The organism is Hymenobacter terricola (assembly GCF_017921975.2).
In the GTDB taxonomy this organism is placed as follows: Bacteria; Bacteroidota; Bacteroidia; order Cytophagales; family Hymenobacteraceae; genus Hymenobacter; species Hymenobacter terricola.
Genome location: NZ_JAGEMO020000012.1, coordinates 33,364 through 56,401, shown reverse-complemented (window position 1 = coordinate 56,401; position 23,038 = coordinate 33,364). Strand labels below are relative to the sequence as shown.

Here is a 23,038-nt window from a genome sequence, read left to right as displayed (position 1 = left end):
TGGAAATGGTGGCAATTATGGTCGGAATTGCTACTTCCACCGCTCGGTCAAAATTAATTTCAATTGCGGCACCAACGTGTCAATATCCCCTGCTCCTACCGTAGCCAAAATATCGAACGCATTATCGGTTTGAGCTGCGTTCAGCACTTGCTCCTTGGTTCGAATTGCTTTGGTAGAAGCGGTGATACCGGCCAAAATTATTTCGGAGGTAATTCCCGGGATTGGCTTCTCGCGGGCGGGGTAAATATCCAACAAAAATACCTCATCTGCAATACTTAAGCTTTTCGAAAAGCCAGCCGCGAAGTCCCGTGTGCGGGTAAAAAGGTGCGGCTGAAAAATAACACGCAGCCGTTTGCCCGGATACAAGGTGCGCACCGAACGTAGAAAGGCCTCAATTTCGCGTGGATGATGGGCGTAATCGTCTAAATAAACGTTTTGGCTGGTGGTAACCACGAATTCAAACCGACGCTTCACTCCTTGGTAGGCGGCCACGGCGGCGCGTAGTTTCGCTTCGCTTATTCCGTGCAATTGGGCTACGGCAGCGGCGGCGAGCATATTTTCCACGTTGTGGTAGCCCGGCACGGCCAGTTCCAGGTTATTTATCGTCCCTTGCGGGCCATACAAGTCGAAATGAAATTGATGACCTTCCGCCGAAATATTTGTGGCAAATAATTCCGGGCCCTGCTCGGCAGTGAGGCCGTAGCGAATGACGCGGGTGCCGGCCGGTACCGCAGCGGCCACGCTCGGGTCGGCGGTGTGGTTAATCAGGAGGGTGCCGCCGGGCTTAATCTGGGCCACGAATTGGCGGAATGAATCAATCAGCGCAGCCTGGTCGCCGTAGATATCGAGGTGGTCGGCATCGGTGCTGGTAACGATTGCGACGTCCGGAAACAGGGTCAGGAAGCTGCGGTCGTACTCATCGGCTTCTACTACGATGGGCGCAGTGGTAGTTTTCGGCAGCAATAAATTACTGCCCAAATTCACGGCAATTCCACCTAAAAAGGCGCCCGCGTCGAGGCCGGCGTGGTGCAGCAAATGGGCCACCATGCTGCTGGTGGTGGTTTTGCCATGGGTACCGGCCACGGCGATGGTGTGGCGGCCCTGGGTAAGCACCCCCAGCACCTGGCTACGCTTGCGAATGTCGTAGCCCTGGGCCCGCAGCCAGGCCCACTCCAGGCTTTCGGCGGGAATGGCGGGCGTGAGCACAACCAGCGCTTTTTCGTGGTTTTCGCGGATTTCAGCCGGAATATTCTCAACTGCGTCGGCGTAATGAATGGCAATGCCTTCGGCAGCCAACGCTTTGGTCAGGGGCGTTTCGGTTTTGTCGTAGCCACTGACGTGGTGGCCGTTTGCCTGGAACCAGCGCGCCAGGGCCGACATGCCGATGCCACCAATACCGAGAAAGAAGACGTAAGGAAACTGGTCCAAATTTTTGAATTAATAATTACGAATTAAGAAGTATTGCAGTAAAAATTCGGCTCATAAAAAAGCGGTTTGAGCAACGTTTTTTACTGCAATATTTTTTAATTTTTTGTTGGAATTAATCTCAGCAGCTCGTCGACGATGGCGGTGGTGGCATTGGGCCGGGCCAGCTCGCGCACGCGGGCGCTGAGTTGCTGCTGGCGTTCGGGGTCATTGAGCAGGCGCAGCGCTTCGTCGTAGAGGCGCGCGGGGGCGTGGGCATCGGTAATGAGGACGGCGGCGCCTTTGCTGGCCAGGGCCAGGGCATTTTTGGTTTGGTGGTCCTCGGCCACGTTGGGCGAGGGCACCAGGATGCTGGCCTTGCCGGTGAGGCACAGCTCGGAGACGGACAGGGCGCCCGCGCGACTGATGACCACATCGGCGGCGGCATAGGCCAAATCCATGCGCTGGATGAATTCCAGGGCGTGCAGGTTGTCTTCCTTGTGGGCTTCGGCTTGCTGTTGGGCTTCGGGAAAATAGAGTTTGCCGGTTTGCCAGAGCAGCTGCACGCCGGCTTCGCGCAGGCGCGGCAGGGCGGCGGCCGTGGCCTGGTTGAGGGTGCGGGCACCCAGGCTGCCGCCCACCACGAGCAAGGTTTTCTTGTGAGGGTCCAGGCCGAAGAAGCGCAGGGCTTCGGCCCGGGCGCCATCAGCAATTTCGGTGCGGACGGGGTTGCCGGTCACCACGAGTTTATCGACGGGAAAAAACTTTTCCATTCCCTCATACGCCACGCAAATGCGGCCCACGCGGCGCGCCAGCAGCTTATTGACCAGGCCGGCGTACGAATTCTGCTCCTGAATGAGCGTGGGAATGGCCCGCGACGTGGCGGCCAGCAGCACCGGCGCCGAAGCGTAGCCGCCCACTCCTACCACGGCATCGGGCCGGAATTCCTCAATCAGTTTTCCGGCCTTGCGCACCGACCGGAACACGCGCACCGGAAACAGCAGGTTCTGGGGGGTGAGCCGGCGCTGCAGGCCGCTGATGTCGAGGCCCACGATTTTGTAGCCGGCGTCGGGCACGCGCGTCATTTCCATGCGGCCGTTAGCCCCTACGAACAGGATTTCAGTATCGGGCAAGCGGCGGCGCAATTCGTTGGCAATGGCCACGGCCGGGAAAATGTGCCCGCCGGTGCCGCCGCCGCTGATGATGACGCGAAGTGGAGATGTCATGTTAACAGAACGACCGTTGAAGCATTACGCATACGCCGCGCGCTGGCTGGGGATGCGGGCCGTGTCGTCGGGCTCGCCGGTCATGGGGCGAATTTCACGCTCACCACGGCTGACGGCCAGGATGATGCCGATGCTGATGCCGGTAAAAATAAGGGACGTGCCGCCCATGCTCAGCAGCGGCAGCGGCAGGCCCGTGATGGGCCCCAGGCCCACGGCCACGCCCATATTCACCAAGGCCTGCAGCACGAGGCTGAAGCTGAGGCCCGCGGAAAGCAACCCGCCGAAGGCGCCGTAGCTATTCATCACCGTTTTTAGCCCTCGATAGAGAAAGGCCAGGTAGAGGAACAGCACCACGGCCCCGCCCAACAGGCCGTATTCCTCGATGATGATGGCGAAAATGAAGTCGGAATACGGGTGCGGCAGAATGTTGCGCTCCGTGCTCTTGCCGGGGCCTTTGCCGGCAATGCCGCCGGTGGCAATGGCGATGTAGCTGTGCTCCAGCTGAAAGGGGGTTTTCTTGGTCTTATCGGAGAAGTTTGACACGCGGGAAATCACCGTGCCCAGGCGCTGGCCCGCCCACAGGCCGGCCCCGCCCAGCACAATGCCAATGGCCACCATCACGGCCATGTGCTTGAGCGGCACGCGCCCGATGAACATCAGCAGCATGCAGGTGGCAAACAGCAGCAGCGCCGTGGAGGCATTACTCAGAATGATGAGGCCGCAGATAACGCCCACCCACAGCATCACGGGCAGCAGCGTCGATTTGAAGTCGTGCAAATGCTGCTGCCGCCGACTGAGCATGCTGGCCAAGTGCGAAATCAGGGCCAGCTTGGCCAAATCCGAAGGCTGAAAGGTCTGGTTAATCACCGGAATGGTGAGCCAGCGCGACGCCTCGTTGATGGTGGTGCCCCCCATAAAAAACGTGAACAGCAACAGCGGCACCGACAGCAGCAGCGCGTAGAGCGACAGCCGCGAGTAGTGCCGGTAATCGATGCGGTGGGCCAGCCACATGCAGGCCAGCCCCACCAGAATCAGGCTGGTGTGCTTGAAGAGGAAGGCCTCGGTGTTGCCGTTCATCTTCTTGTAAGCCAGCGTGCCGGTGGCCGAATACACCACGGCAATGCTGATGAAGGAAAACAACAGCACGATGGCCCACAGAATGGGGTCGCCCTTGAGGTTGCGTTGGAGCCAGTCTTTCATAATCGCTGATTTTGAACTGATTTCGAGGATTATACTGATTCAGAAGCGTGTTGCTCACGCAACTGCTGCACGGCGGCGGCAAACTGCTGGCCCCGGTCTTCGTAGTTTTTAAACAGGTCGAAGCTGGCGCAGCAGGGCGAGAGCAGCACCACGTCGCCGGGTTCGGCCAGGGCGGCGGCGTGGGCCACGGCCTCGGCCATGCTTTGGGTTTCTTCCACGTGGGGCACCAGGCTATCGAACGCCGTGCGCAGCTTGGCATTGTCCACGCCGAGGCAGATAAGGGCCTTTACGCGGTGCTCGGCCAGGTTGAGCAGGCTGCTGTAGTCGTTGCCTTTGTCGGTGCCGCCGGCAATCCAGACGATGGGCTGGTGAATGCCGTCCAGGGCGTACCAGGCGGCTTCCACATTGGTGGCCTTGCTGTCGTTGATGAATTTCACGCCGTCGATTTCGCCCACCAGCTGCAGGCGATGGTCGGCGTTTTGGAACGTAGCGAGGGCCGCTTCAATTTGCTCACGGCTGAGGCCGGCCACGCGGGCGGCGAGCACGGCGGCCAGGGTATTCTGGCGGTTGTGCTGGCCGATGAGGGGTGAACCGGCCGTGCTGATGGTTTCGGTGTTGCTGTAGTAGCCGGGCAGCAGGTCAATGCAGATTTCGTCGGCTTCCTTGTAGTAGCCGGCAAGGTGAAAATCGGGGCGGTGGTGCAGGCTAAAGGGCATCTGGTGCACCGGGCGCAGGGCCGACTTGAAGTAGCGCTGGATATTTTCGTCGTCGGCGTTGTAGATGAAAGTGCCGTCGCTGTCCTGGTTGCGCACAATGCGCAGCTTGGCGTTTGCGTACTGTTCGAGCGAGTAGCCGTAGCGGTCCAGGTGGTCGGGGGTGATGTTGAGCAGAATGGCAATCCACGGCTGGAAATTGTACGTGTCGTCCAGCTGGAAGCTGCTCAGCTCCACCACGTAGTAGTCGTGCTCGTCGGCAATCACCTGCTCGGCCAGGCTGAAGCCCACGTTGCCGGCCAGCCCCACCTTCAGGCCCGCTTCCTTCAACAAATGATGAATGAGCAGCGTGGTGGTGGTTTTGCCGTTGGTGCCCGTGATGCAGATGCACTTGGCCCTGGTGTAGCGGCCGGCAAACTCAATCTCGGAGATAATCGGAATGTTCTTTTCGCGCAACGCCTGGATTACCGGGGCTTTTTCGGGGATGCCGGGGCTTTTCACCACTTCGTCGGCCGCCAGGATTTTGTCCAGCGTATGGCCGTCTTCTTCGAATGCAATGCCGGCCTGGGTGAGCTGCTGCTTGTAATCGGCCTGAATCGGGCCGCGGTCCGACACAAACACGGCGTGGCCTTTCGCCTGGGCCAACAGGGCCGCGCCCACGCCACTTTCGGCTGCTCCGAGAATTACGATGTTCATGTTTAACGCAGTTTCAGGGTAACCAAAGTGATGACCGCCAGCATGATGCCGACAATCCAGAAGCGCGACACGATTTTGGACTCATGGTAGCCCAGCTTCTGGTAGTGATGGTGCAGCGGCGACATGCGCAGCAGGCGGCGGCCCTCGCCATATTTCCTCCGGGTGTACTTAAAATAGCTGACCTGCACGATAACCGACAGGTTTTCAACCAGGAAGATGCCGCAGAGAATCGGAATCAGCAGCTCTTTGCGCACGATGAGCGCCAGCACGGCGATGATGCCGCCCAACGCCAGCGAGCCCGTGTCGCCCATGAAAACCTGCGCCGGGTAGCTGTTGTACCACAGAAAACCGATGCAGGCGCCCACAAACGCCGTACAGAAAATGACCAGCTCGCCCGAATCCGGAATAAACATAACATCCAGATAGTCAGCCAGTAGCGCGTTTCCGCTTACGAAGGCGAAGATGGCCAGCGTGATGCCGATGATGGCCGAAGTGCCGGCCGCCAACCCGTCGAGGCCGTCGGTGATGTTGGCCCCGTTGCTCACGGCCGTTATCAGGAAGATGACAATGGGGATGTAAAGCAGGCCGTATAAACCGTTGAAAAACGTGCCAGCCGTGGCGAATAAGTCGCCGTAGTTCAGCTCGTTGTTCTTCATAAACGGCACGGTGGTAATCATCAGGTGCACGTCTTTGAAAACCTTGGTGGCCTCAATGGCGGAGAACTGGCCATTGGGCAGGAGGTATTCGCGCACCGTGATTTCGTTGCTGTAGAACAGCACCCACCCCACCGTGATGCCCAGCCCCACCTGCCCCAGCACCTTGAACCGGCCGCTCAGGCCCTCCTTGTTCTTGCGAAAAACCTTGATGTAGTCGTCCAGAAAACCAATCAGGCCCAGCCAGACCGTGCTGAGCAGCATGAGGATGATGTAGATGTTGCGCAGTCGGGCCAGCAGCAGCACCGGCACCAGAATGGCCAGAATGATGATGAGGCCGCCCATGGTAGGCGTGCCTTTCTTCTCGTTTTGCCCTTGCAGGCCCAGGTCGCGGATGCTTTCGCCGACCTGCTTTTTCTGCAGCACCCGAATGAGGCGATGGCCAAAGATTTGGGCGATGAACAGGGAAATAACCACGGCCAGCCCGGCCCGGAACGTGGTGTATTGAAACACCCCGGTGCCAGGCAGGTGAAAATGGTCGTGCAGGTAACGGAAGAGGTAAAAAAGCATTCGGGTTGGGCAGTCTTGGCGGATTTCGGGGCCGGTCCGACCGCCCTAGGCGGTCCGACCGGTTGTTGGGCGAACGGCGCGGTCGCTGTTCGGGTGTCGTTGTTGCGGCAACCGGTCGGACCGCCTAGGGCGGTCAGACCGGAGGACGGCGCGTTATTTATTCAATTGCAAAAAAACTTCGTTCAGCACTGCCTTGTCATCGAACGGGGCTTTCACCCCACGAATCTCCTGATAATTTTCGTGGCCTTTGCCGGCCACCAGCACAATGTCGTGGGGGCCGGCCAGCGCCACGGCAGTACGGATGGCTTCGCGGCGGTCGGGCACAGTCTGGACTTTGGCCGAGTCGGGCGCGGTCACGCCGGCCTGCATCTGGGCCAGAATGTCGTTCGGGTCCTCAAAGCGGGGGTTGTCGGCAGTGAGGATGACTTTGTTGGACAGGCGGGCGGCCAGGTTGGCCATAATGGGGCGTTTGGCCGCGTCGCGGTTGCCGCCGCAGCCCACCACGGTGATGATTTGCTGGCTGGGCTGGCGGATTTCGTGCAGCGTCTGGAGCACGTTTTCCAGCGCATCGGGCGTGTGGGCGTAGTCGATAATGCCAGTCACGCCCTGCCTGGCCGATACCACGGGCTCGAAGCGGCCGGGCGCAGTGGTCAGGCCCGAGAGGATGGTGAGGGCCTCGGTGGGGTCTTCGCCCAGCAGCACGGCCGCGCCATACACGGCCAGCAGGTTGTAGGCGTTGAACACGCCGATGAGACGGAACAGGATTTCGCGGCCGTCGATTTCGAGGTGCAGGCCGTGCACCTCGTTGGCTACCAGCTTGGCCCGGAAAGTGGCAGCGCCGCGCAGGGAATACGTTTCGCGGCGGGCGGCGGTGTTTTGCAGCATCACCGGGCCGCGTTTGTCGTCGGCGTTGGTGAGGGCAAAGGCCGTTTTAGGCAGGGCATCGAAAAAAGCCTTCTTGGCCTTCAGATAGTTGTCGAACGTGCCGTGGTAGTCAAGATGGTCGTGGGTGAGGTTGGTGAACACGCCGCCGGCGAAGCGCAGGCCCGTGACGCGGTGCTGGGCCACGGCGTGGCTGCTCACTTCCATGCAGGCGTGGGTGCAGCCGGCGGCTACCATGCGGGCCAGCAGCGCATTCAGGCGGATGGCGTCGGGCGTGGTGTGGGTGCTGGGAATCACTTCCTCGTCAATCTGATTCTGCACCGTGCTGAGCAGGCCGGCGTGGTAGCCCAGCTCGCGCAGGAGCTTGTGCAGGAGCGTGGCGCAAGTCGTTTTGCCATTCGTGCCGGTGATGCCGATGAGCCGCAGCTGCCGCGACGGATGCCCATGGAAAGCCGCCGCAATGTGGCCGAGCGCCTCGGCGCTGTCCGGCACCAGCACGTAGGCCGTGGCTGGGTTCAGCGGGGAGGGCAACTCTTCGCAGATAACGGCAGTTGCGCCCTTTTCCACGGCGGTTTCGATGAACTTGTGGCCATCGGTAGCGGTGCCCCGCAGGGCGCAGAAAGCCACGCCCGGCCCCGCCTCGCGCGAGTCGAGCGTGAGGCCGGTGATGGGCACGTCGGTGGGGCCGGGCTGGGCCAGCACGGTCACATCGGTCAGCAGAGAAAAGAGCGGCAGGGAAATCATGTGGTGAGTTATGAGTTAAAAGTCATGAGTTATGAGTTGGGGCATTTTGCTTTTTCAACTTTTAACTTATGCCTTTAACTTTTTTTAGGCGCGGCGCACTGCAGGCTTCGCAGAAGCAGGCTTTTTGGAGTTCTTAGTTGGTGCGGCACGGCGGGCCGCTTCTTTCGCTTTGGCGGGGGCTTTAGCAGCCCTCACTACAGTAGTTTTGGCTGATTCCCCTGCTTCCGTGGCCGGCTTACTGGCTTTGGCATTCGGCTTCACGCCGGCCGAACGTTCGGGGGCTTTGGGCAGCACCCGGGCCTTCTCGCTGCTGGTAAACGACTTGCGGTCTTTCGCGGCAGGCTCCATATCAACCGGTACCAGCAGCTTGTTTTCGGCCAGGTCGGTATGCTCGGGCTCGGGCAGCGCAGTGGGCGCAGCCAGGCGAGGGCCGGATTCCACCAGGGTCAGCGTAATCAGGTCGCCGCGCTGGATGCGTGAGCCCACTTCCAACGACTGCTCCCGCACGCGGCCCGTGCCCAGCGCCCGCACGTGCAAGCCCCGGTTTTCGAGCAGAAATAAGGCATCGCGCAACGTGAGGCCCCGCACCTGCGGCACGCGCCCGGCGCGCACGGGGTTCACCACCAGCGCCACCGTACGGGCGTGGAAAGCGGTGTCAGAAGCAGCCCGCACCCATTCTTCGCCCCCCGTCGCCTGGGTCTGGCCAACCAGGCCCAGCTTCTGGCAGACAAGAGCCAGCTCGTCCTGCATGCCGGCCCGCACCAGCGGCACATGGCTTTTGTTCAGGCGGGCTTTGGCCAGCAGCGGGCGCTGGCTGAGCAAGTCGCGCGCCATGCATTTGTCGGCCACTTCGCGGAACACCGGCGCGGCCACGTCGGCGCCGTAGATGCGGCCGTTGCGGGGCGAATCGACCACCACAATGCAGCTGTATTTCGGTTTATCGGCGGGAAAATAGCCCACGAAACTCGTGGAATACGTTTTGGTGTACTGGCCGTTTTTGAACTTCCACGCCGTGCCGGTTTTGCCGGCAATGCTGTAGTCTTTGGGTCGGATGCTGCGGGCCGTGCCTTCCAGCACCACGCCTTCCATCATCGATTTTACCTTGGCCAGGGTAGCGTCGGAGCAGATTTTGGGGTTTAGCACCTTGGTTTCGTTGTGCTGCAAGACCTGGTCGGCCTGCTTTATCTCCTTCACCAGCATCGGCTGCACTTTCACGCCGCCGTTGGCCACGGCGTTGTAGAAAGCCAGCGTTTGCAGGGGCGCCAGCTTCAGCTCGTAGCCAATACTCATGGTGGTGAGCGAGGTACGGCTCCAGCTGCGGTCGGTAGGGTCTTTCACGTACGGCAGCGCCTCGCCGGCCATTTGGAAACCGAGAGGCTTGTCCAGGCCGAATTTTTTGAGGTAATCGGTGTACTCGGTGGGGTTTTTCGAGAAGTTTTCGTTCACCAGCCGGGCCACGCCGATGTTCGACGACTTCTCGAAAACCTGCTGCACCGTGATGCGGCCGTAGGCGTGCGAGTCCGATTTCACGGCGCCACCCACCAGCATCCGGCCATTGCCAGTGTCCACGATGTCGTCGAGCTTAATGTTCGGGCGCGCCTCAAACAAGGCCATCATCGAGGCCAGCTTGAACGTGGAGCCCGGCTCGGTACGGCCCTGGTCGGCAAAAGCGTAGTTGTAGTCTTCCTTATACGTGTCGTCCGAGGCCTTGCCGAGGTTGGCCACCGCCTTGATTTCGCCCGTGGCCACTTCCATCAGAATCACGCATCCGTACTGGGCGTTATTGTCTACCAATGACTTATACAACGCATTCTCGGCTACATCCTGCAGGTTGATGTCGAGCGTGGTTTTAATATCGTAGCCGGGCAGAGGCTTGATTTCGGTGCCGTCGTACACGGGTTTCACCCCGCCCGGCACCCGCTCAAACAGGGCTTCGCCGGACTTTCCCGCCAGGCTTTGCTGAAACGTGTACTCCAATCCGGCGCCGTGCTGGTCCTCGTTCACGAAGCCGATGGTGCGCTGGGCCAGGCCCCCAAACGGCCGAAACCGCTTATCAACCTTCTCAAAAATGACCCCGCCCCGCTTGTTCTTGCGGAAAATGGGCCAGGCAGCCAGCATCTTCTTCTCCTGGAAGTTGATTTGGCGCGAGTTGAGCCGGATGTAGCGCACCTTGGATTCGTGGGCATTATTCAACCGGCGCTTGTATTCCTGCATGCTGCGGTCGCCAAAAAAGTGCGACAGATGCCACGCCAGCGAGTCCACGCCGGTCTTAAACGCCCCGTCTTCCACCACGCCCGGGTCCCACGCCACCCGGTAAAACGGCAGCGAAGTCGCCATAATACTCTCGTTGTCAGAGTATATATTGCCACGAGTGGCGGGCACCGACTGATAGCTGATGCGCCGTTCCTGCTCCAGCGCCCGCCACTTGTTGCCTTCCTGGAACTGAATCTTGGTGGCTTTCCAAAAAATGGCGCCCGAAAACACAGCAACCCCCAGAAAGGCCAGCCGCACCCGCGTAACTATCGACTTCTTAACGCTGCCTTTCATCGTGAATGAGCTCTAACAACCTGCTTAGCTGGCTTTTTAGCGGTGTGCGGGCTTGTGCCTTTTTGTGCCGCTTTCTTTTTGTCGGGCTTATTCGCAGCCTTGCTTTTGCGAATCCGAGCCGGAGCAGTGGCCGTTTTCGACTTGGCCGGTTGCAACGCAGGGCGGTGCGATGCGCCGGCCCGCGCTACCGGCGCGTTTCCAACGGCCGTGTCGCCGTCCAAAGCCTGCGGCGGGGCAATGATTTCCGGGCCGCTGTCGGCTTCATCGTTGTTCATCATGGCGCGCTTGCGCCCGGCCAATGCATCGTTTTGTTGGGTAGCGGCCGAATCGCGGGCGGCGCGGGCGGCCAGTGTATCAGCGGTGAGCACGGGCATCAGTTCTAGCTCAGCCGCGTCGAGGTGGCCGGCCGGCACGGTGATGCGGAAGGGCGGCGAGGAGCTTTCGACCAGCCCAAAGGCGGCCACTTTGCGGGCCACTTCGCTCTGCTTGCTGGCCTCCATGTAGTCCGACTTCAGGGTAGTGTAATCAGCGCGCAGGTCTTCGGTTTCCTGCTTGAGGCGCTGAATATTGCGGTTCATGCGGTTGCCGTAGTGCGTGTTGCCGATATAGAGCAGCGTGAGCAGCATAATGAACAGCATGTGCGGCAGAAAGCGCACCGGCAAGCCTTCCCGGAACAAGCCGTCCACGCTCGTCACCCGGTCCAGCAGCGAAAACAGGCTCCAGGAGCTTTTAGGCCGGGCCTCTGCCACGGGCTGGCGGCGGCGCTTTTCGGGCACCGGCGCGGGCTCCGGTTCGGGGGCGGGCGCAACGGTTACCACCTCCTCGGGCAGCACCTCAGGGGCCGGCGCGGGCACTTCGCGGGGCACATTGGCCCGGCGTGGGCTGTCGGAGGGTTTGAGCGTATTGGTGGCCACTGGTCTTGGTCGGGAAAGCTTTTACACGAACGGGGAACTGCAGTAAACGGGAATTGATAACGTTGAATGGCAAAGTTGATTGGGGCAGCGCAAAAACGCCCCCATGCCACGCGGCGGAACATTCACTCGTTTCGAATTGCAACCCGCAATTTAGCACTACGGGCGCGGCTGTTCAGGGCAACTTCGGCGGGGTCGGCTTCCTCGGGCTTGCGGTTCACGGCCTCAAAGGGCTTGCTTTCATTGCCAAAGAAGTCTTTTTCGACCGACCCAAAAAACTTGCCCTTGCCGATAAAATTTTTCACCAGCCGGTCTTCCAGCGAGTGGTAGCTGAGCACGACCAGCCGCCCGCCCGGCCGCAGCACATCGGCGGTTTGCAGCAGCATCTCCTGGAGGGCCTGCATTTCTTGGTTCACTTCGATGCGCAGGGCCTGGAATACCTGGGCCAGGTACTTGTTCTCCTTGCCGCGCGGCGTGCAGGGCTGAATGGCCTGCTTTAGCTCCGCGATGGTTTCGAGCCGCCGGCCGCGGCGGGCGGCGCCCACGGTCTGCGCCAGGGTGCGGGCATTGGTCACCTCCCCGTACATGCCGAAGATGCGGTGCAGGTCGGCTTCCTTATAATCGTTGAGAATATCGGCGGCGGTGAGCGGGCCATCCGGGTCCATGCGCATGTCCAGCGGCCCGTCGAAACGCGTAGAAAACCCCCGCTCCGGCGTGTCAAACTGGTGCGAGCTCACGCCCAGGTCGGCCAGCAGGCCGTCCACCGGCAATGCGCCAAGCTGCTGTAATTCAGTTGCTAAATCCCTAAAATTGGCCTTTACAAATGTAAACTGTGGGCGTTCCAGCTTCTGGGCTTCGGCCTCCGCATCCGCATCCTGGTCGAAGCTGAAGAGGTGGCCGGTGGTGAGTTTTTCCAGAATGCGGGCCGAATGGCCGCCGCCGCCAAAGGTGACGTCCACGTAGCGGCCACCGGGCTGCAAGTCGAGCCCCGCCAGGCACTGGGCCAGCATCACCGGACGGTGGTAGGCGCTGTCGTTGTCGTATTCGCTCATGCAGCCTGGCCGCCGAGCGGCGGGGTTTCAACGGATAAAAATTTCTGCGCCAGTTTGCTAAAGCTTTGCTGGTCCTTGATGAGGTACTCATCGTAGCGTGCCGGGGCCCAGATTTCGCACCGGTTGCCCAGCCCTACGATAATGGCTTCCTTTTCGATGCCCGCATAACGTAACATGCTGCGGGGCAGCATGAATCTGCTAATGCTATCGAGTTCTACTTCGGTCATGCCCCGAAAGAAATTCCGCTGAAACTGGCGGTATTCCTCGTTGAACTCGTCGAGTGCCATCACCTTTTCGTGGATGACGCCCCATGCGGACCGGGGGTAAAGCACCAGGCAAGGCTCGAAGCCCCGCACGAGCACCAGTTGGTTGCCCGATTGCTCCGGTAGGTTACCCTTCACTTTGGCCGGCAACACAAGCCGCCCCTTCGGGTCGAGCTTGCATTCATATTCGCCGGACAACAAGTTCATGGGCACAAGCCGCCCCGGAAGAACATGGGCGGGCAATGGCAAATGTACGGGAAGCCCTTCGAAAATCAACCACGATTTACCATTTCCTACCACAAATACAAAACAGCCACTACTGCTTCTAAACAGGGTTTTTGGAGCAATTCAGGAAATTGGTTTGTTGATAATCCCGAAACCCACAAACAAGATTGCCAAATTGGCAGATTCGGGAAAACGGGCAGAATGGCCCTTTGGAGGGAAGGCCCCGGACCAGATGTTGCACCCGCCAGAGCTGTTTTCCATACGGCCGGCGCGCCACCGGGCTGTACCTTTGCTTTTGCAATGCCGCACCATTCCCTATTCCGTCGCTTCGTCAGCATGCTGCTGGCCGTGTTGGTGCTCACCGCCTCGGTGGGCCTCACGGTGCAACGGAATACCTGCCGGATGAGCGGGCGCAGCATCGTGGACGTGCTCATGGCCGGCCAGGTGGCCCGGCGCGGCTGCGATGGGCAGCTGGTGCCGACGGCCCCCATCGCTAAAGACAACTGCTGCGACCACAGCAGCCAGTTGCACAAGCTGTCGGCCCCGGCCCACGAATTGGCCGCCAAAATCCTGGTGCCGGCCCCGATGCCAGCGATTGTGACGGCGGAAATGGTTTGGCCGGGGATGGCAACGGATGGCACCCTGGTCGTCGTTGCGCCCCGCTGGTTCGCGACCGACTCGTCGCCCCCGCCGCGGGGCGGGCGGAAGCTGCTGGCCTTCGTCTGCACGTGGGTGGTTTAGGTTTTCTGGAAACGCTCCGGGCGGCATTGGCGGCTGTGGAGCTGGAAGTAGTTGCCTGAAACGGCAATATTTCAGAAACATCTAACTTACAGACGATATGAAACCTATAAGCGGGAGATTCCCGCTGCTTGCTTTTTTTGCGTTATTGCTGGCCTGGCTGCGGCCGGGTCTGATTTTGGCCCAATCGGGGGCCATTGCCCCGGTGCGGGGCGAAGTGACCGAGGCCGGCAAGGCCACTCCCCTACCCGGCGCGGTGCTGCGCTGGCTGTTTGACGTGCCCGAGGCCAACGCGCCGGCGGTTACCACTACTTCGGATGAGGCCGGGCGCTTCACTTTGGCGCGGCCGGCGCGGGCAGCGTCGCGGCTGGTGGTGCAGGCCCTGGGCTACCGGGCCGATACGCTGGCGGTGCCTGCCACCGGCGCGCCTTACCTCCGGGTTGCGCTGCGTGCCGGCCAGGAACTGGGCGAGGTGACCGTGACGGCCCGCGGCCCGGCCTATTCCTCCCTCACGCCGGCCAACGTGCAGGTGATTTCCAGCCGCGACCTGACCAAATCGGCCTGCTGCAACCTGGCCGAGAGCTTCGAAACCAACGCTTCGGTGGAGGTAACGACGTCGGACGCCGTTTCGGGCGCCAAACAGATTCAGCTGCTGGGGCTGGATGGCAGCTATTCGCTGCTGACGGTGGACAACCAGCCGGCTCTGCGCGGCCTCGCTGCCCCCTACCGCCTGGGCTACCTGGCCGGGCCGTGGATTGACAACATCGAAATCATCAAGGGCACGGGCTCAGTAGTGAACGGCTACGAGGCCATTTCGGGGCAGGTGAACGTGAAGCTGAAGGAGCCGGAGAAAACCGACCAGCTGCTGTTCAACATCTACGGCAACGACCTCGGCAAATTCGACGTCAACCTGAACACCTCGGCCCGCATCAGCCCCAAATGGAGCACGGTGCTGCTGCTGCACTCCGACCACCTGGGCGCCCGCGTGGACCGCAACAAGGACGGCTTTCTGGATTTGCCGCTGGCCACGCAGTTCAACGCTTTCAATAAATGGAAATACATTTCCGGCCGCGGCATTGTGAGCGAAGTGGGCCTGGGCGCCTTGCGCGAAACCCGGCAGGGCGGCCAACTGGATTTTCGCGACACCGGGGCCGCAGCGTTCCTGCAGAACTATGGCACTACGCAGGCCACCACCCGCTACACGGGCTACGCCAAAACTTCCTATACCTGGCCCTCCCGGCCTTTCCAGAGCCTGGGCCTGCTGCTAAGCGGTACCGACCACGACTTCACTTCGCGGTACTCCTACGGCTACGCGAGCGGCAATACCACCCAACGCACGGCCCGCAGCTACGATGGCACCCAGCGCACCGGCCTGGCTACGCTGCTCTTTCAGAGTGCCATCGGCAACACGGCCCACGTGTACCGCACCGGCCTGAGCTTCCTGTATGACGACTACGACGAGCGGCTGAGCGATGGCCGCACCTACTCCACCGAAACCCCGGCCGATGTGGATGCCCGCGAACACCGCGCCCGCCGCGAGCTGGTGCCCGGGGCCTTCGCCGAGTACACGTACCAAAATAGCCGCAACCTGACCGTGGTAGCCGGCCTGCGCGCCGACCACCACAACCTGTACGGCTGGCAGGTGACCCCGCGCCTCAATATCAAGTACGACGTGGCCAAGAACACGGTGCTACGCGCCGCCGCCGGCACCGGCTTCCGGGTGGCCAACCCCATTGCCGACAATGCCGCCATGCTGGCCAGCGCCCGCGAATTCGTTATCGGGCCCGGCCTGCGGCCCGAGCGGGCCTGGAACGTGGGGGGCAGCACCACGCAGTATTTCACGGCGCTGGGCCGGCCGGCCACTTTTGTGGTTGATTATTACCACACCGAATTTCAGAACCAAGTGGTGGCCGACATGTACACCTCGCCCGGCATTATTGAGATTCAGAACCTGCAACCCGGCGGGCGGTCCTTTGCCCGCAGCCTGCAGGGCGAGCTGCAGCTTGAGCCGCTGAAAGGACTGCAAGTGAAAGGGGCCTACAAGTACCTCGACGTGCGCACTACTTACGATGGAGTGCTACTGCCCAAGCCCCTCACTCCCAGCCACCGGGCTTTCGTGAATCTGGGCTACGCCAGCGCTTTCGATAAGTGGCGGGCCGATTTCACGGTGCAGTGGTTTGGGCAGCGGCCGCTGGCGCACGTTACCAGCACGCACGCGCACGGCTCGGGGCAGGAATATTCGCCCGAGCTGGCCCCGCGCTACGGCCTGCTCAATGCGCAGCTTACCCGCGCCTTCAAGCGCCTGGAGGTGTATGTCGGCGTCGAAAACCTGACCAATTACCGCCAGCCCAACCCCATTGAAGGGGCGGCAAATCCATTCGGACCGGCCTTCGATGCGGCCATGGTGTGGGGGCCGGTGTATGGCCGCCTCACCTACGCGGGCCTGCGCTACCGCATCGAATAACGGCCGCAGTTTTCAACTTTTTCCGGCAGTGATTTTGTTATTGCTGTCACCACCCTCGAAATTTCCCCAACCCTAATTATGAAATTCCTCCTCGCCCTTCCCCTGTTAGCCCTGTTGGGTTTCGCCACCACCACTCAGGCCCAAACGGCTCCGGCCACTGCACAGGCAGCCACAACCGGCACGGCTACGGCTCAATTCAAAACCTCGGCCGTGTGCGATATGTGCAAGGCGCGCATCGAAAAGAGCCTCGCCTACGAAAAGGGCGTGCAAAGCGCCGTACTCGACGTGCCCACCAAAGTCCTCACCGTGACTTATAAGGCCGACAAAACCACCCCCGCCGCCCTGCGCACCGCCGTGCAAAAATCCGGCTACGACGCCGATGAGTTGACCGCCGATACCCGCGCCTACAATCGCCTGCCGGACTGCTGCAAGAAAACCAGCAACGCCCACACCGACGCAGCGGGCCACTAAGTTGTTAAGCCTTAGCTGCTAGTAAGTTGACGGCTGATAAATAACAACGAGCAGCTGAAAACCCAGGTAGTTTTGAACGGCCATTAACCGGACTGACTTGGCGAAATAAAAGGGCCTCTTTCCAGCTGGAAAGAGGCCCTTTTATTTCGTGCGCCACAGCCGCCACCACGGCAGGTAAGGCTGGTCGTGGTGCTCGTAGTGGTAGCCGAAGAAATAGCAGCTCACAAACGCCCACATGTGATGCCGAAACTGGCTGCGCGACTTGTGCGGGTTATCGGCCGCGTGCTCGCCCCGGTGCGGCAGGTAAGTACCAAAAAAGAACAGCTGAAACGTGGCCAGCACGGCCGGCACCATCCAGAAGGCAATGACACTGGCCTGCGGAAAGAACAGCTTCAGCAAATTGTAAGTCAGCGCCATCAGGACCACCTGCCACCAGGCCACGTAGTTCCAGGCGAAGCGCAGGAACCACGGCAGAAAACCCGGATGGCGGCCATCGTGAAAGTCGGGGTCGGCGGCGGTGCCAACGTGGCGGTGGTGGGCGTGGTGCTTGGGCAGCTGGCCGGGAAACCAATTATAGGCAAACAGACCGGCGGCCAGGGTACCCAGCCCATTATTCAGGCGCTTATTGGGGCTTACCACGCCGTGCATGGCATCGTGCGCCGTGATGAACAGGCCCGTGTAGAGATGGGTTTGCAGCAGTACCAGCAAGTAGGGTGCCGGCGAGCGCCAATTGGGCTGGTACCAGGCCAGCAGGAAGCCCAGCAGCCCCGCCCACGCCAGCACAATCAGCCCCCCAATGGCTACCCCGGTGGCACCAATCGGCTCAGGGGCAATTTTCCGGATGGGACTGGAAATTGTAGGATTCACACCGAATTATAAGGCTAAAAGTCGGTCCCGTACCTGCTCCATCAGCCACATGGGGGTACTGGTGGCGCCGCAAATGCCCACCGACTGCCCCGGCTGAAACCAAACGGGCTGGATTTCGCCCACGTTGGAAATGAAATGCGTTTGCGAATTGGTTTCCAGACACACCTGGTACAGGACCTTGCCGTTCGAGCTTTTGGTGCCCGATACAAACACAATCTGGTCGTACTGCGCGGCAAAGCGGCGCAGGTCCTTATCGCGGTTGCTCACCTGCCGGCAGATGGTGTCGTTGGCATTCACCTGGTAGCCACGGGTTTCCAGCTGGTTCTTGATGTTGTAGAAACTGTTGGTGCTCTTGGTGGTCTGGCTATAGAGCGTGATGTTTTCGGGCAGCTCGTGGCTCAGCAGCTCGTCGAGGCTTTCGAACACCACGGCGTTGCCGCTGGTCTGGCCCAGCAAGCCCAGCACTTCGGCGTGCCCATGCTTGCCGTAAATGAAGATTTTTTCCTGCTTGTCGTAGCTGGTTTTGATGCGGTTTTGCAGCTTGAGCACCACCGGGCAGCTGGCATCAATCAGCGTCAGGTTGTTTTCCAGGGCCATTTGGTAGGTGGCCGGCGGCTCACCGTGTGCCCGGATGAGCACGGCTTCGTCGCGCAACTCGGCCAGCCGCTCGTGGCAGATGATGCGCAGGCCGCGGGCTTCGAGGCGCTGAACTTCCTCGTCGTTGTGCACGATGTCGCCCAGGCAATAGAGGTAGCCTTGCTCGTCGAGCAGGTCTTCCGCCATTTGGATGGCGTAAATTACGCCAAAGCAAAAGCCGGAGTTAGGGTCGATTCGAACGCTGAGGTGCAAAAGGGGCATATGCCACTCAAACCGCTAAAGCACTGTTAAGGTTGCGATTTATTGGCACGTTTCCTGCCAAAATCGAAAATACGTAAATAGTGCCTAATTCAGTTTCCCAAAGACTTTTTGCCCTTCAAAATCCCGGATGATGCCTTCCTCAATCGGGCTGGCCTTAATCACGGCATTATCGTGCCAATACCCGGGGTTGTAGGGCCGCTTGCGAATGAGGGCCAGGTCCACGGCGTAGCGGTCGGTATCGGGGTAGGGCTCGCGTGGCGTTGCGGGCCCGTATTCATAAAAGAAGAAGTAGGAGCTGGCCGTGGTTTCATCGCTGAAGCCCTGCACCAACAGGTTGACGGTGGCCGTGGTGCGGGTGCTGGCCAAGCGGGTAAGCGAGTCGTGGTAGGCTACAAAGTCGGACACAATGCGGGCCGTGGCCCGCTCGCGTTGCACGCTGGCCGTAGTGGGCAGGCTGAACATCTGCTCGGCCGGCAGCTCCTGGTCGATGCGGAATAGGGCGGCCGTGCGCGGGTCGATATACAGGCTGCCGCGGGTGCCCTGCGCGGTGCCGGACCGGGGCGCGAAGTCCACTACGGCCAGTTCGCGCCCCTGCTCGCGCAAGCTTTGGCGCAGCACGAAGGTGAATTGTGCCAGGCAATCGGGGCCGAGCGGCAGCGTGGTTTTATGCGGACCATCGGTGGGCACCATGAAAACCGGCAGGCTCCGTGTGATGGCCGAGAAGTTGGTAAAATTCATCCCGCCCTTGGTGAGGGCGTAGCGCGCCTCGCCCAGCACCCAGCTGGGCATGTTGCGGGGCGTGAGCTTCACATCGTAAAAAGCATCAAAAAACTCGCGGCAGCGGCCGTTCTGGGTGGTTTTTTGGCGGTAAAACGCGCGGCCGTACTGCACATCGGCCTGGTGGCGCAGCAGCTTGGCGTAGCAGCGGCGCACCAGCTCTTCGGCTTCCCCATTGGCCCGCACCGTCACTTCGGGCAGCTGCACGGTACTGGCCCGCAGCACCACAGCGGCGGGCAGCGGGCCGGCCTGGGTCACGGCCACCGTAGTACGCTCATACCCAATACTGAGCACCGCGAGCTGCTGCGGCAGCGCGGGCAGCTTCAGGCTAAACTCGCCCACTTCGTTGCTGGCCGTCCCGGTGCGGCCATCGGCCAGGGCCACGCTGGCGTAGGGCACGGGCTGCTGGTTTTCGTCCACCAGCCGGCCCGAAACCAGGATTTGCGCCTGCGCAGACAATACGCTCAGCAGTAGTAATAACAGGATACGCATGGCCGAAGATAAGCGCGTCGCTGGGCCGAACACCGTGATTTTTCAAATCGCGGCCAGAGCGGTGCAAACGGCCCGGGGCCCGATTTAAACGCCCTGCGGCGCTATTCCTTCACTTTGTTCAGGCGCTCCGCATCCGCATCGCTGACGTGGCCACGGGCTACGAGAAAGCTGCGCACCGTGCGAAACGCCTCCGCGTCGAGGCCCGATTTGGGGTGGCTGAGCGCGGCATTCAGCAGCATTTCCTTGTCCTCGTCCACGTGCTTGCTTAGGCCCAGAAAGGCGGGCAGGTTGCTCTCCACTGAAAAGCGCAGGAAGCGGATTTCGGGGTTTTGCGGGTCGAGGCCCACGGCTTGCTCGAAGGTGCGGGCCGCATCCTGCACGTAGGTTAGCTTGTTGAACATCGAGGCATCGCGGGCCCGGATGGCTTCGGCAGCCGCCTTGTAGCCCAGCACCAGCGCGTCGCGGTCCTTGTAGTCGGCCAGCAGCTGGTAGAATTTCTCGCCGGCGGCTTTGTCGGCGGCGGCCAGCTCGTAGTGGCGGCGCAAGGTGGCGGGTTGGTAGGGTGACGACACGGATGGGATGGAAAAATGGGTAACTAAAGCGGCAGAAGCCCGGCGAACCGCTGGCTCGTGGGCTGGCGCAAAGCCACACCCCACCGAAACCAACACCCCGCAAAAGCCCAACTGAACAAAAACATTCATGGCTGCAAAACTAAGTCCATCGCCAAACAATTCACGCCTCAGCAGAAGCCACTGGCGCCCGGCACCTCCCCGAAGCTCTTGCCTCCGGTCAAATCCGCGACAGCTGGTAGCGGAAATACGAGCCCAATAGCAGCAGCAACTTAGTATTGTCCGGCACCCGCACACGCTCGCCCAGAATTTGAGCCGCCGACAATTTCTTTATTTTGTAAAACAGTTTTAAATAATAAACATAGGCCAGATAAACGCCTAATTTCGCAGAACGTGGCAGCTGCACAATGCCCGAGTATGCGGCCTCAAAATCGGCTTTAATATCGGCTTCAATTTCGCGCTTGGTCGCGTCATTAAACCGCTGGTACACCACGCCCGGAAAATACACCCGCCCCCGCTCCTCGTAGTCGGACCGGATATCGCGCAGGAAATTCACCTTTTGAAACGCCGAGCCCAGCCGCCGGGCGGGCTCACGCAGCCGTTCAAACATGGCCGCGTCGCCGTCGCAAAAGATGCGCAGGCACATCAGACCCACCACTTCGGCCGAACCATAAATGTACTCCTGATACAAATTGGGCTGGTAGCTCTGGTCTTCCAAATCCAGGGCCATGCTGCGCAGGAAAGCCTCAATAAACTCACGGTCAATACTGTAGCGGCGCACCACGTACTGAAATGAATGCAGTACCGGGTTGAAGCTCAGGCCGGTTTCCAGCGCCTCGTAGGTCTGGCGGCGGAAGTCGGCCAGCAGGGCAGTCTTGTCGTGGTCGTGAAAGGTATCTACTATTTCATCGGCCCAGCGCACGAACCCATACACTGCATACACCGGCAAGTGCAGCGCCTTGTCGAGCGTGCGAATACCAAGCGTGAACGAGGTGCTGTAGCGCCCCGTGATAAGCTTGCTACACGCCAGGCTGGTATCGGTAAATAGTTTGACGTGGTCCACGAGAGGTAATTATGAATTATGAATTAAAAAATGAGGCCGATTTTGCCCTAATTACTCATTGCGTTAATTATTCCGGATTCAGATTTTTTAATTTTTAATCTTCAATTTTTAAATTCCTTTAAGACTTCGCCCGCCACTACTTGCCCCGAAATCAGTGACGGTGGTACGCCCGGCCCGGGCACGGTGAGCTGACCCGTGAAATACAAATTACTGACCTTTTTACTCTTCAACGCAGGCTTCAGTATAGCGGTTTGTTTTAGCGTATTGGCCAGGCCGTAGGCGTTGCCTTTAAAGCTGTGGTAGTCGGCAATGAAGTCGCGGTGGGCGTAGCTGCGCTTGAAGACCACCGCGTCGCGGATACTGTGGCCGCAGTGGCGCTCCAGGCGGTCCATCAGCAAGTCGTAATACCGCTCCCGGGTGGCGTCGTCATCGGTCAGGTCGGGGGCCACGGGGATGAGCAGGAACAGGTTTTCCTGGCCTTCGGGGGCTACCGTGGGGTCGGTTTTGCTGGGCACCGAGGCGTAATAAAGCGGCTTCGAAGGCCATTGCGGCTGCTCGTAAATTTCGCGGGCGTGCTGGGTCAGGTCCTCGTCAAAAAACAGGTTGTGATGGCGCAGGTTGGCCAGTTTTTTATTTACGCCGAGGTAAAACAGCAGCGAAGACGGCGCCATGGTGCGCGAGTCCCAATATTTGGCGTCGTAGTGGCGGTATTCGGGCTGCAACACCTGCTGCTCGATGTGGTGGTAGTCGGCCCCGGCCACCACGGCATCGGCGGCAAAAAAGCTGCTGGCGGTGCGCACGCCGGTACTACGACCGTTTTCAACCACAATTTCCGTTACTTCCTGGTTGTATTTGATGCGTACGCCCAGCTCTTCGGCCAGGCGCACCATGCCGTCCACAATCTTGTGCATGCCGCCTTTGGGGTACCAGGTGCCCAGCGCCAAATCGGCGTAGTTCATCAGCGAGTACAGCGCGGGCGTGTTCTCGGAAGTGGCCCCAAGAAACAGGATGGGAAACTCGACCAGTTCCAGCAAGCGCGGGTCCTTGAAGAAGCGGCGAACGTGCTTGTGCATGCTTTGCAGCACGTCCATGCGCACCATATCAACCAGCAATTTCGGGTCAGCAAATTCGAAGATGGAGCGGCTGGGCGCATACACCAGCCGGTTAATTCCCACTTCGTACTTATAGGCTGCCTGTTTCAAAAACTCATCGAGACGCGCGGCGCTGCCGGGCTCGTAGCGCTCAAACAGCGCCCGCAACTCGCTCATTTTCGCCGGGATATCTACCGCTTCCGGCCCCCGGAAAATCACCTGATACGAAGGGTCAAGCCGTTCCAATTCGTAATAGTCCGACACCTTTTTGCCGAAGCGGGCGAAGTATTTTTCGAACACGTCGGGCATCCAGTACCAGCTTGGGCCCATGTCGAAGGTGAAGCCCTGGGCACGAAAAACGCGGGCCCGGCCACCGGCGTCTTCATTTTTTTCGAGAACGGTGACCCGCCACCCGGCCTGGGCCAGCGTAGTGGCGGCGGCCAGGCCCGCGAAGCCAGCACCAATGACAATTGCGGATGGGGAATTGGCAGTAGAACTCAATAGTCAGTTTAACAGAAGAATAAGCCGCAAACTACAATCCTACCCTATACTTTGTTTCGGC

At 60.2% G+C, this 23,038-nt stretch carries 19 protein-coding genes; 3 read left to right on the top strand and 16 right to left on the bottom strand.

Annotated features, from left to right (window positions below; all coding sequences use genetic code 11):
• Window positions 1–30: 30 nt before the first annotated feature.
• The 10 genes from murC to mraZ all read right to left on the bottom strand — a co-directional run bounded on the left by murC (window position 31) and on the right by mraZ (window position 13,068).
• A complete protein-coding gene (gene murC, locus J4G38_RS10840) occupies window positions 31–1,428 on the bottom strand; it encodes a UDP-N-acetylmuramate--L-alanine ligase (protein WP_210520874.1) in 1,398 nt (465 codons plus the stop codon).
• 95 nt (window positions 1,429–1,523) lie between these two features.
• Complete coding sequence (gene murG, locus J4G38_RS10835; protein ID WP_210520873.1) at window positions 1,524–2,630, bottom strand: undecaprenyldiphospho-muramoylpentapeptide beta-N-acetylglucosaminyltransferase; 1,107 nt, start codon at window positions 2,628–2,630, stop codon at window positions 1,524–1,526.
• 24 nt (window positions 2,631–2,654) lie between these two features.
• A complete protein-coding gene (locus J4G38_RS10830; RefSeq protein ID WP_210520871.1) occupies window positions 2,655–3,830 on the bottom strand; it encodes an FtsW/RodA/SpoVE family cell cycle protein in 1,176 nt (391 codons plus the stop codon).
• A gap of 29 nt (window positions 3,831–3,859) precedes the next feature.
• The gene (murD, locus tag J4G38_RS10825) at window positions 3,860–5,239 is read right to left on the bottom strand and encodes a UDP-N-acetylmuramoyl-L-alanine--D-glutamate ligase (RefSeq protein ID WP_210520869.1); all 1,380 of its coding nucleotides are present in this window, start codon (window positions 5,237–5,239) and stop codon (window positions 3,860–3,862) included.
• Between the two features lie 2 nt (window positions 5,240–5,241).
• A complete protein-coding gene (gene mraY, locus J4G38_RS10820) occupies window positions 5,242–6,462 on the bottom strand; it encodes a phospho-N-acetylmuramoyl-pentapeptide-transferase (RefSeq protein ID WP_210520867.1) in 1,221 nt (406 codons plus the stop codon).
• Window positions 6,463–6,615: 153 nt separating this feature from the next.
• Entirely contained in the window at window positions 6,616–8,088 is a 1,473-nt protein-coding gene (locus tag J4G38_RS10815) for a UDP-N-acetylmuramoyl-L-alanyl-D-glutamate--2,6-diaminopimelate ligase (protein ID WP_210520866.1), read from the bottom strand.
• 84 nt (window positions 8,089–8,172) lie between these two features.
• The gene (locus J4G38_RS10810) at window positions 8,173–10,635 is read right to left on the bottom strand and encodes a penicillin-binding protein (protein ID WP_210520864.1); all 2,463 of its coding nucleotides are present in this window, start codon (window positions 10,633–10,635) and stop codon (window positions 8,173–8,175) included.
• On the bottom strand, window positions 10,632–11,549 hold the full coding sequence (locus J4G38_RS10805) for an FtsL-like putative cell division protein (RefSeq protein WP_210520863.1): 918 nt from the start codon (window positions 11,547–11,549) through the stop codon (window positions 10,632–10,634). Before J4G38_RS10805 ends, J4G38_RS10810 begins: the two co-directional genes overlap by 4 nt.
• Before the next feature lie 122 nt (window positions 11,550–11,671).
• Entirely contained in the window at window positions 11,672–12,598 is a 927-nt protein-coding gene (gene rsmH / locus J4G38_RS10800; RefSeq protein WP_210520861.1) for a 16S rRNA (cytosine(1402)-N(4))-methyltransferase RsmH, read from the bottom strand.
• The gene (gene mraZ / locus J4G38_RS10795; RefSeq protein WP_210520945.1) at window positions 12,595–13,068 is read right to left on the bottom strand and encodes a division/cell wall cluster transcriptional repressor MraZ; all 474 of its coding nucleotides are present in this window, start codon (window positions 13,066–13,068) and stop codon (window positions 12,595–12,597) included. Before mraZ ends, rsmH begins: the two co-directional genes overlap by 4 nt.
• A gap of 318 nt (window positions 13,069–13,386) precedes the next feature.
• Between mraZ and J4G38_RS10790 the strand changes: the two genes are divergently transcribed.
• The 3 genes from J4G38_RS10790 (at window position 13,387) to J4G38_RS10780 (ending at window position 16,759) form a co-directional block, all read left to right on the top strand.
• Entirely contained in the window at window positions 13,387–13,827 is a 441-nt protein-coding gene (locus tag J4G38_RS10790; protein ID WP_210520859.1) for a hypothetical protein, read from the top strand.
• Between the two features lie 97 nt (window positions 13,828–13,924).
• Entirely contained in the window at window positions 13,925–16,288 is a 2,364-nt protein-coding gene (locus J4G38_RS10785) for a TonB-dependent receptor (RefSeq protein WP_210520857.1), read from the top strand.
• 78 nt (window positions 16,289–16,366) lie between these two features.
• Window positions 16,367–16,759 carry a heavy-metal-associated domain-containing protein gene (locus tag J4G38_RS10780; RefSeq protein WP_210520855.1) on the top strand — a complete coding sequence of 131 codons (393 nt, stop codon included), beginning with the start codon at window positions 16,367–16,369 and terminating at the stop codon, window positions 16,757–16,759.
• Between the two features lie 141 nt (window positions 16,760–16,900).
• On the opposite strand, the gene J4G38_RS10775 is transcribed toward J4G38_RS10780, so the two are convergent.
• From J4G38_RS10775 to J4G38_RS10750, 6 genes are all read right to left on the bottom strand, one after another.
• Entirely contained in the window at window positions 16,901–17,626 is a 726-nt protein-coding gene (locus J4G38_RS10775) for a fatty acid desaturase (RefSeq protein ID WP_226163351.1), read from the bottom strand.
• Window positions 17,627–17,632: 6 nt separating this feature from the next.
• Complete coding sequence (locus J4G38_RS10770; RefSeq protein ID WP_210520853.1) at window positions 17,633–18,484, bottom strand: 4-hydroxy-3-methylbut-2-enyl diphosphate reductase; 852 nt, start codon at window positions 18,482–18,484, stop codon at window positions 17,633–17,635.
• Between the two features lie 84 nt (window positions 18,485–18,568).
• Entirely contained in the window at window positions 18,569–19,753 is a 1,185-nt protein-coding gene (locus J4G38_RS10765; RefSeq protein ID WP_210520852.1) for a carboxypeptidase-like regulatory domain-containing protein, read from the bottom strand.
• A gap of 101 nt (window positions 19,754–19,854) precedes the next feature.
• Window positions 19,855–20,325, bottom strand: a complete 471-nt coding sequence (locus J4G38_RS10760; RefSeq protein WP_210520850.1) for a hypothetical protein — start codon at window positions 20,323–20,325, stop codon at window positions 19,855–19,857.
• Between the two features lie 217 nt (window positions 20,326–20,542).
• Window positions 20,543–21,385, bottom strand: coding sequence for a phytoene/squalene synthase family protein (locus J4G38_RS10755; RefSeq protein ID WP_210520848.1), 843 nt, complete (start codon window positions 21,383–21,385; stop codon window positions 20,543–20,545).
• Window positions 21,386–21,486: 101 nt separating this feature from the next.
• Entirely contained in the window at window positions 21,487–22,977 is a 1,491-nt protein-coding gene (locus J4G38_RS10750) for a phytoene desaturase family protein (RefSeq protein WP_226163350.1), read from the bottom strand.
• Window positions 22,978–23,038: the final 61 nt, after the last annotated feature.

Coding starts and splice junctions, on each gene's coding strand:
- murG (WP_210520873.1), bottom strand. CDS start 2,630: ATGACATCTCCACTTCGCGTCATCATCAGCGGCGGCGGCACCGGCGGG.
- J4G38_RS10830 (WP_210520871.1), bottom strand. CDS start 3,830: ATGAAAGACTGGCTCCAACGCAACCTCAAGGGCGACCCCATTCTGTGG.
- murD (WP_210520869.1), bottom strand. CDS start 5,239: ATGAACATCGTAATTCTCGGAGCAGCCGAAAGTGGCGTGGGCGCGGCC.
- mraY (WP_210520867.1), bottom strand. CDS start 6,462: ATGCTTTTTTACCTCTTCCGTTACCTGCACGACCATTTTCACCTGCCT.
- J4G38_RS10815 (WP_210520866.1), bottom strand. CDS start 8,088: ATGATTTCCCTGCCGCTCTTTTCTCTGCTGACCGATGTGACCGTGCTG.
- J4G38_RS10810 (WP_210520864.1), bottom strand. CDS start 10,635: ATGAAAGGCAGCGTTAAGAAGTCGATAGTTACGCGGGTGCGGCTGGCC.
- rsmH (WP_210520861.1), bottom strand. CDS start 12,598: ATGAGCGAATACGACAACGACAGCGCCTACCACCGTCCGGTGATGCTG.
- mraZ (WP_210520945.1), bottom strand. CDS start 13,068: ATGAACTTGTTGTCCGGCGAATATGAATGCAAGCTCGACCCGAAGGGG.
- J4G38_RS10790 (WP_210520859.1), top strand. CDS start 13,387: ATGCCGCACCATTCCCTATTCCGTCGCTTCGTCAGCATGCTGCTGGCC.
- J4G38_RS10785 (WP_210520857.1), top strand. CDS start 13,925: ATGAAACCTATAAGCGGGAGATTCCCGCTGCTTGCTTTTTTTGCGTTA.
- J4G38_RS10780 (WP_210520855.1), top strand. CDS start 16,367: ATGAAATTCCTCCTCGCCCTTCCCCTGTTAGCCCTGTTGGGTTTCGCC.
- J4G38_RS10770 (WP_210520853.1), bottom strand. CDS start 18,484: ATGCCCCTTTTGCACCTCAGCGTTCGAATCGACCCTAACTCCGGCTTT.
- J4G38_RS10765 (WP_210520852.1), bottom strand. CDS start 19,753: ATGCGTATCCTGTTATTACTACTGCTGAGCGTATTGTCTGCGCAGGCG.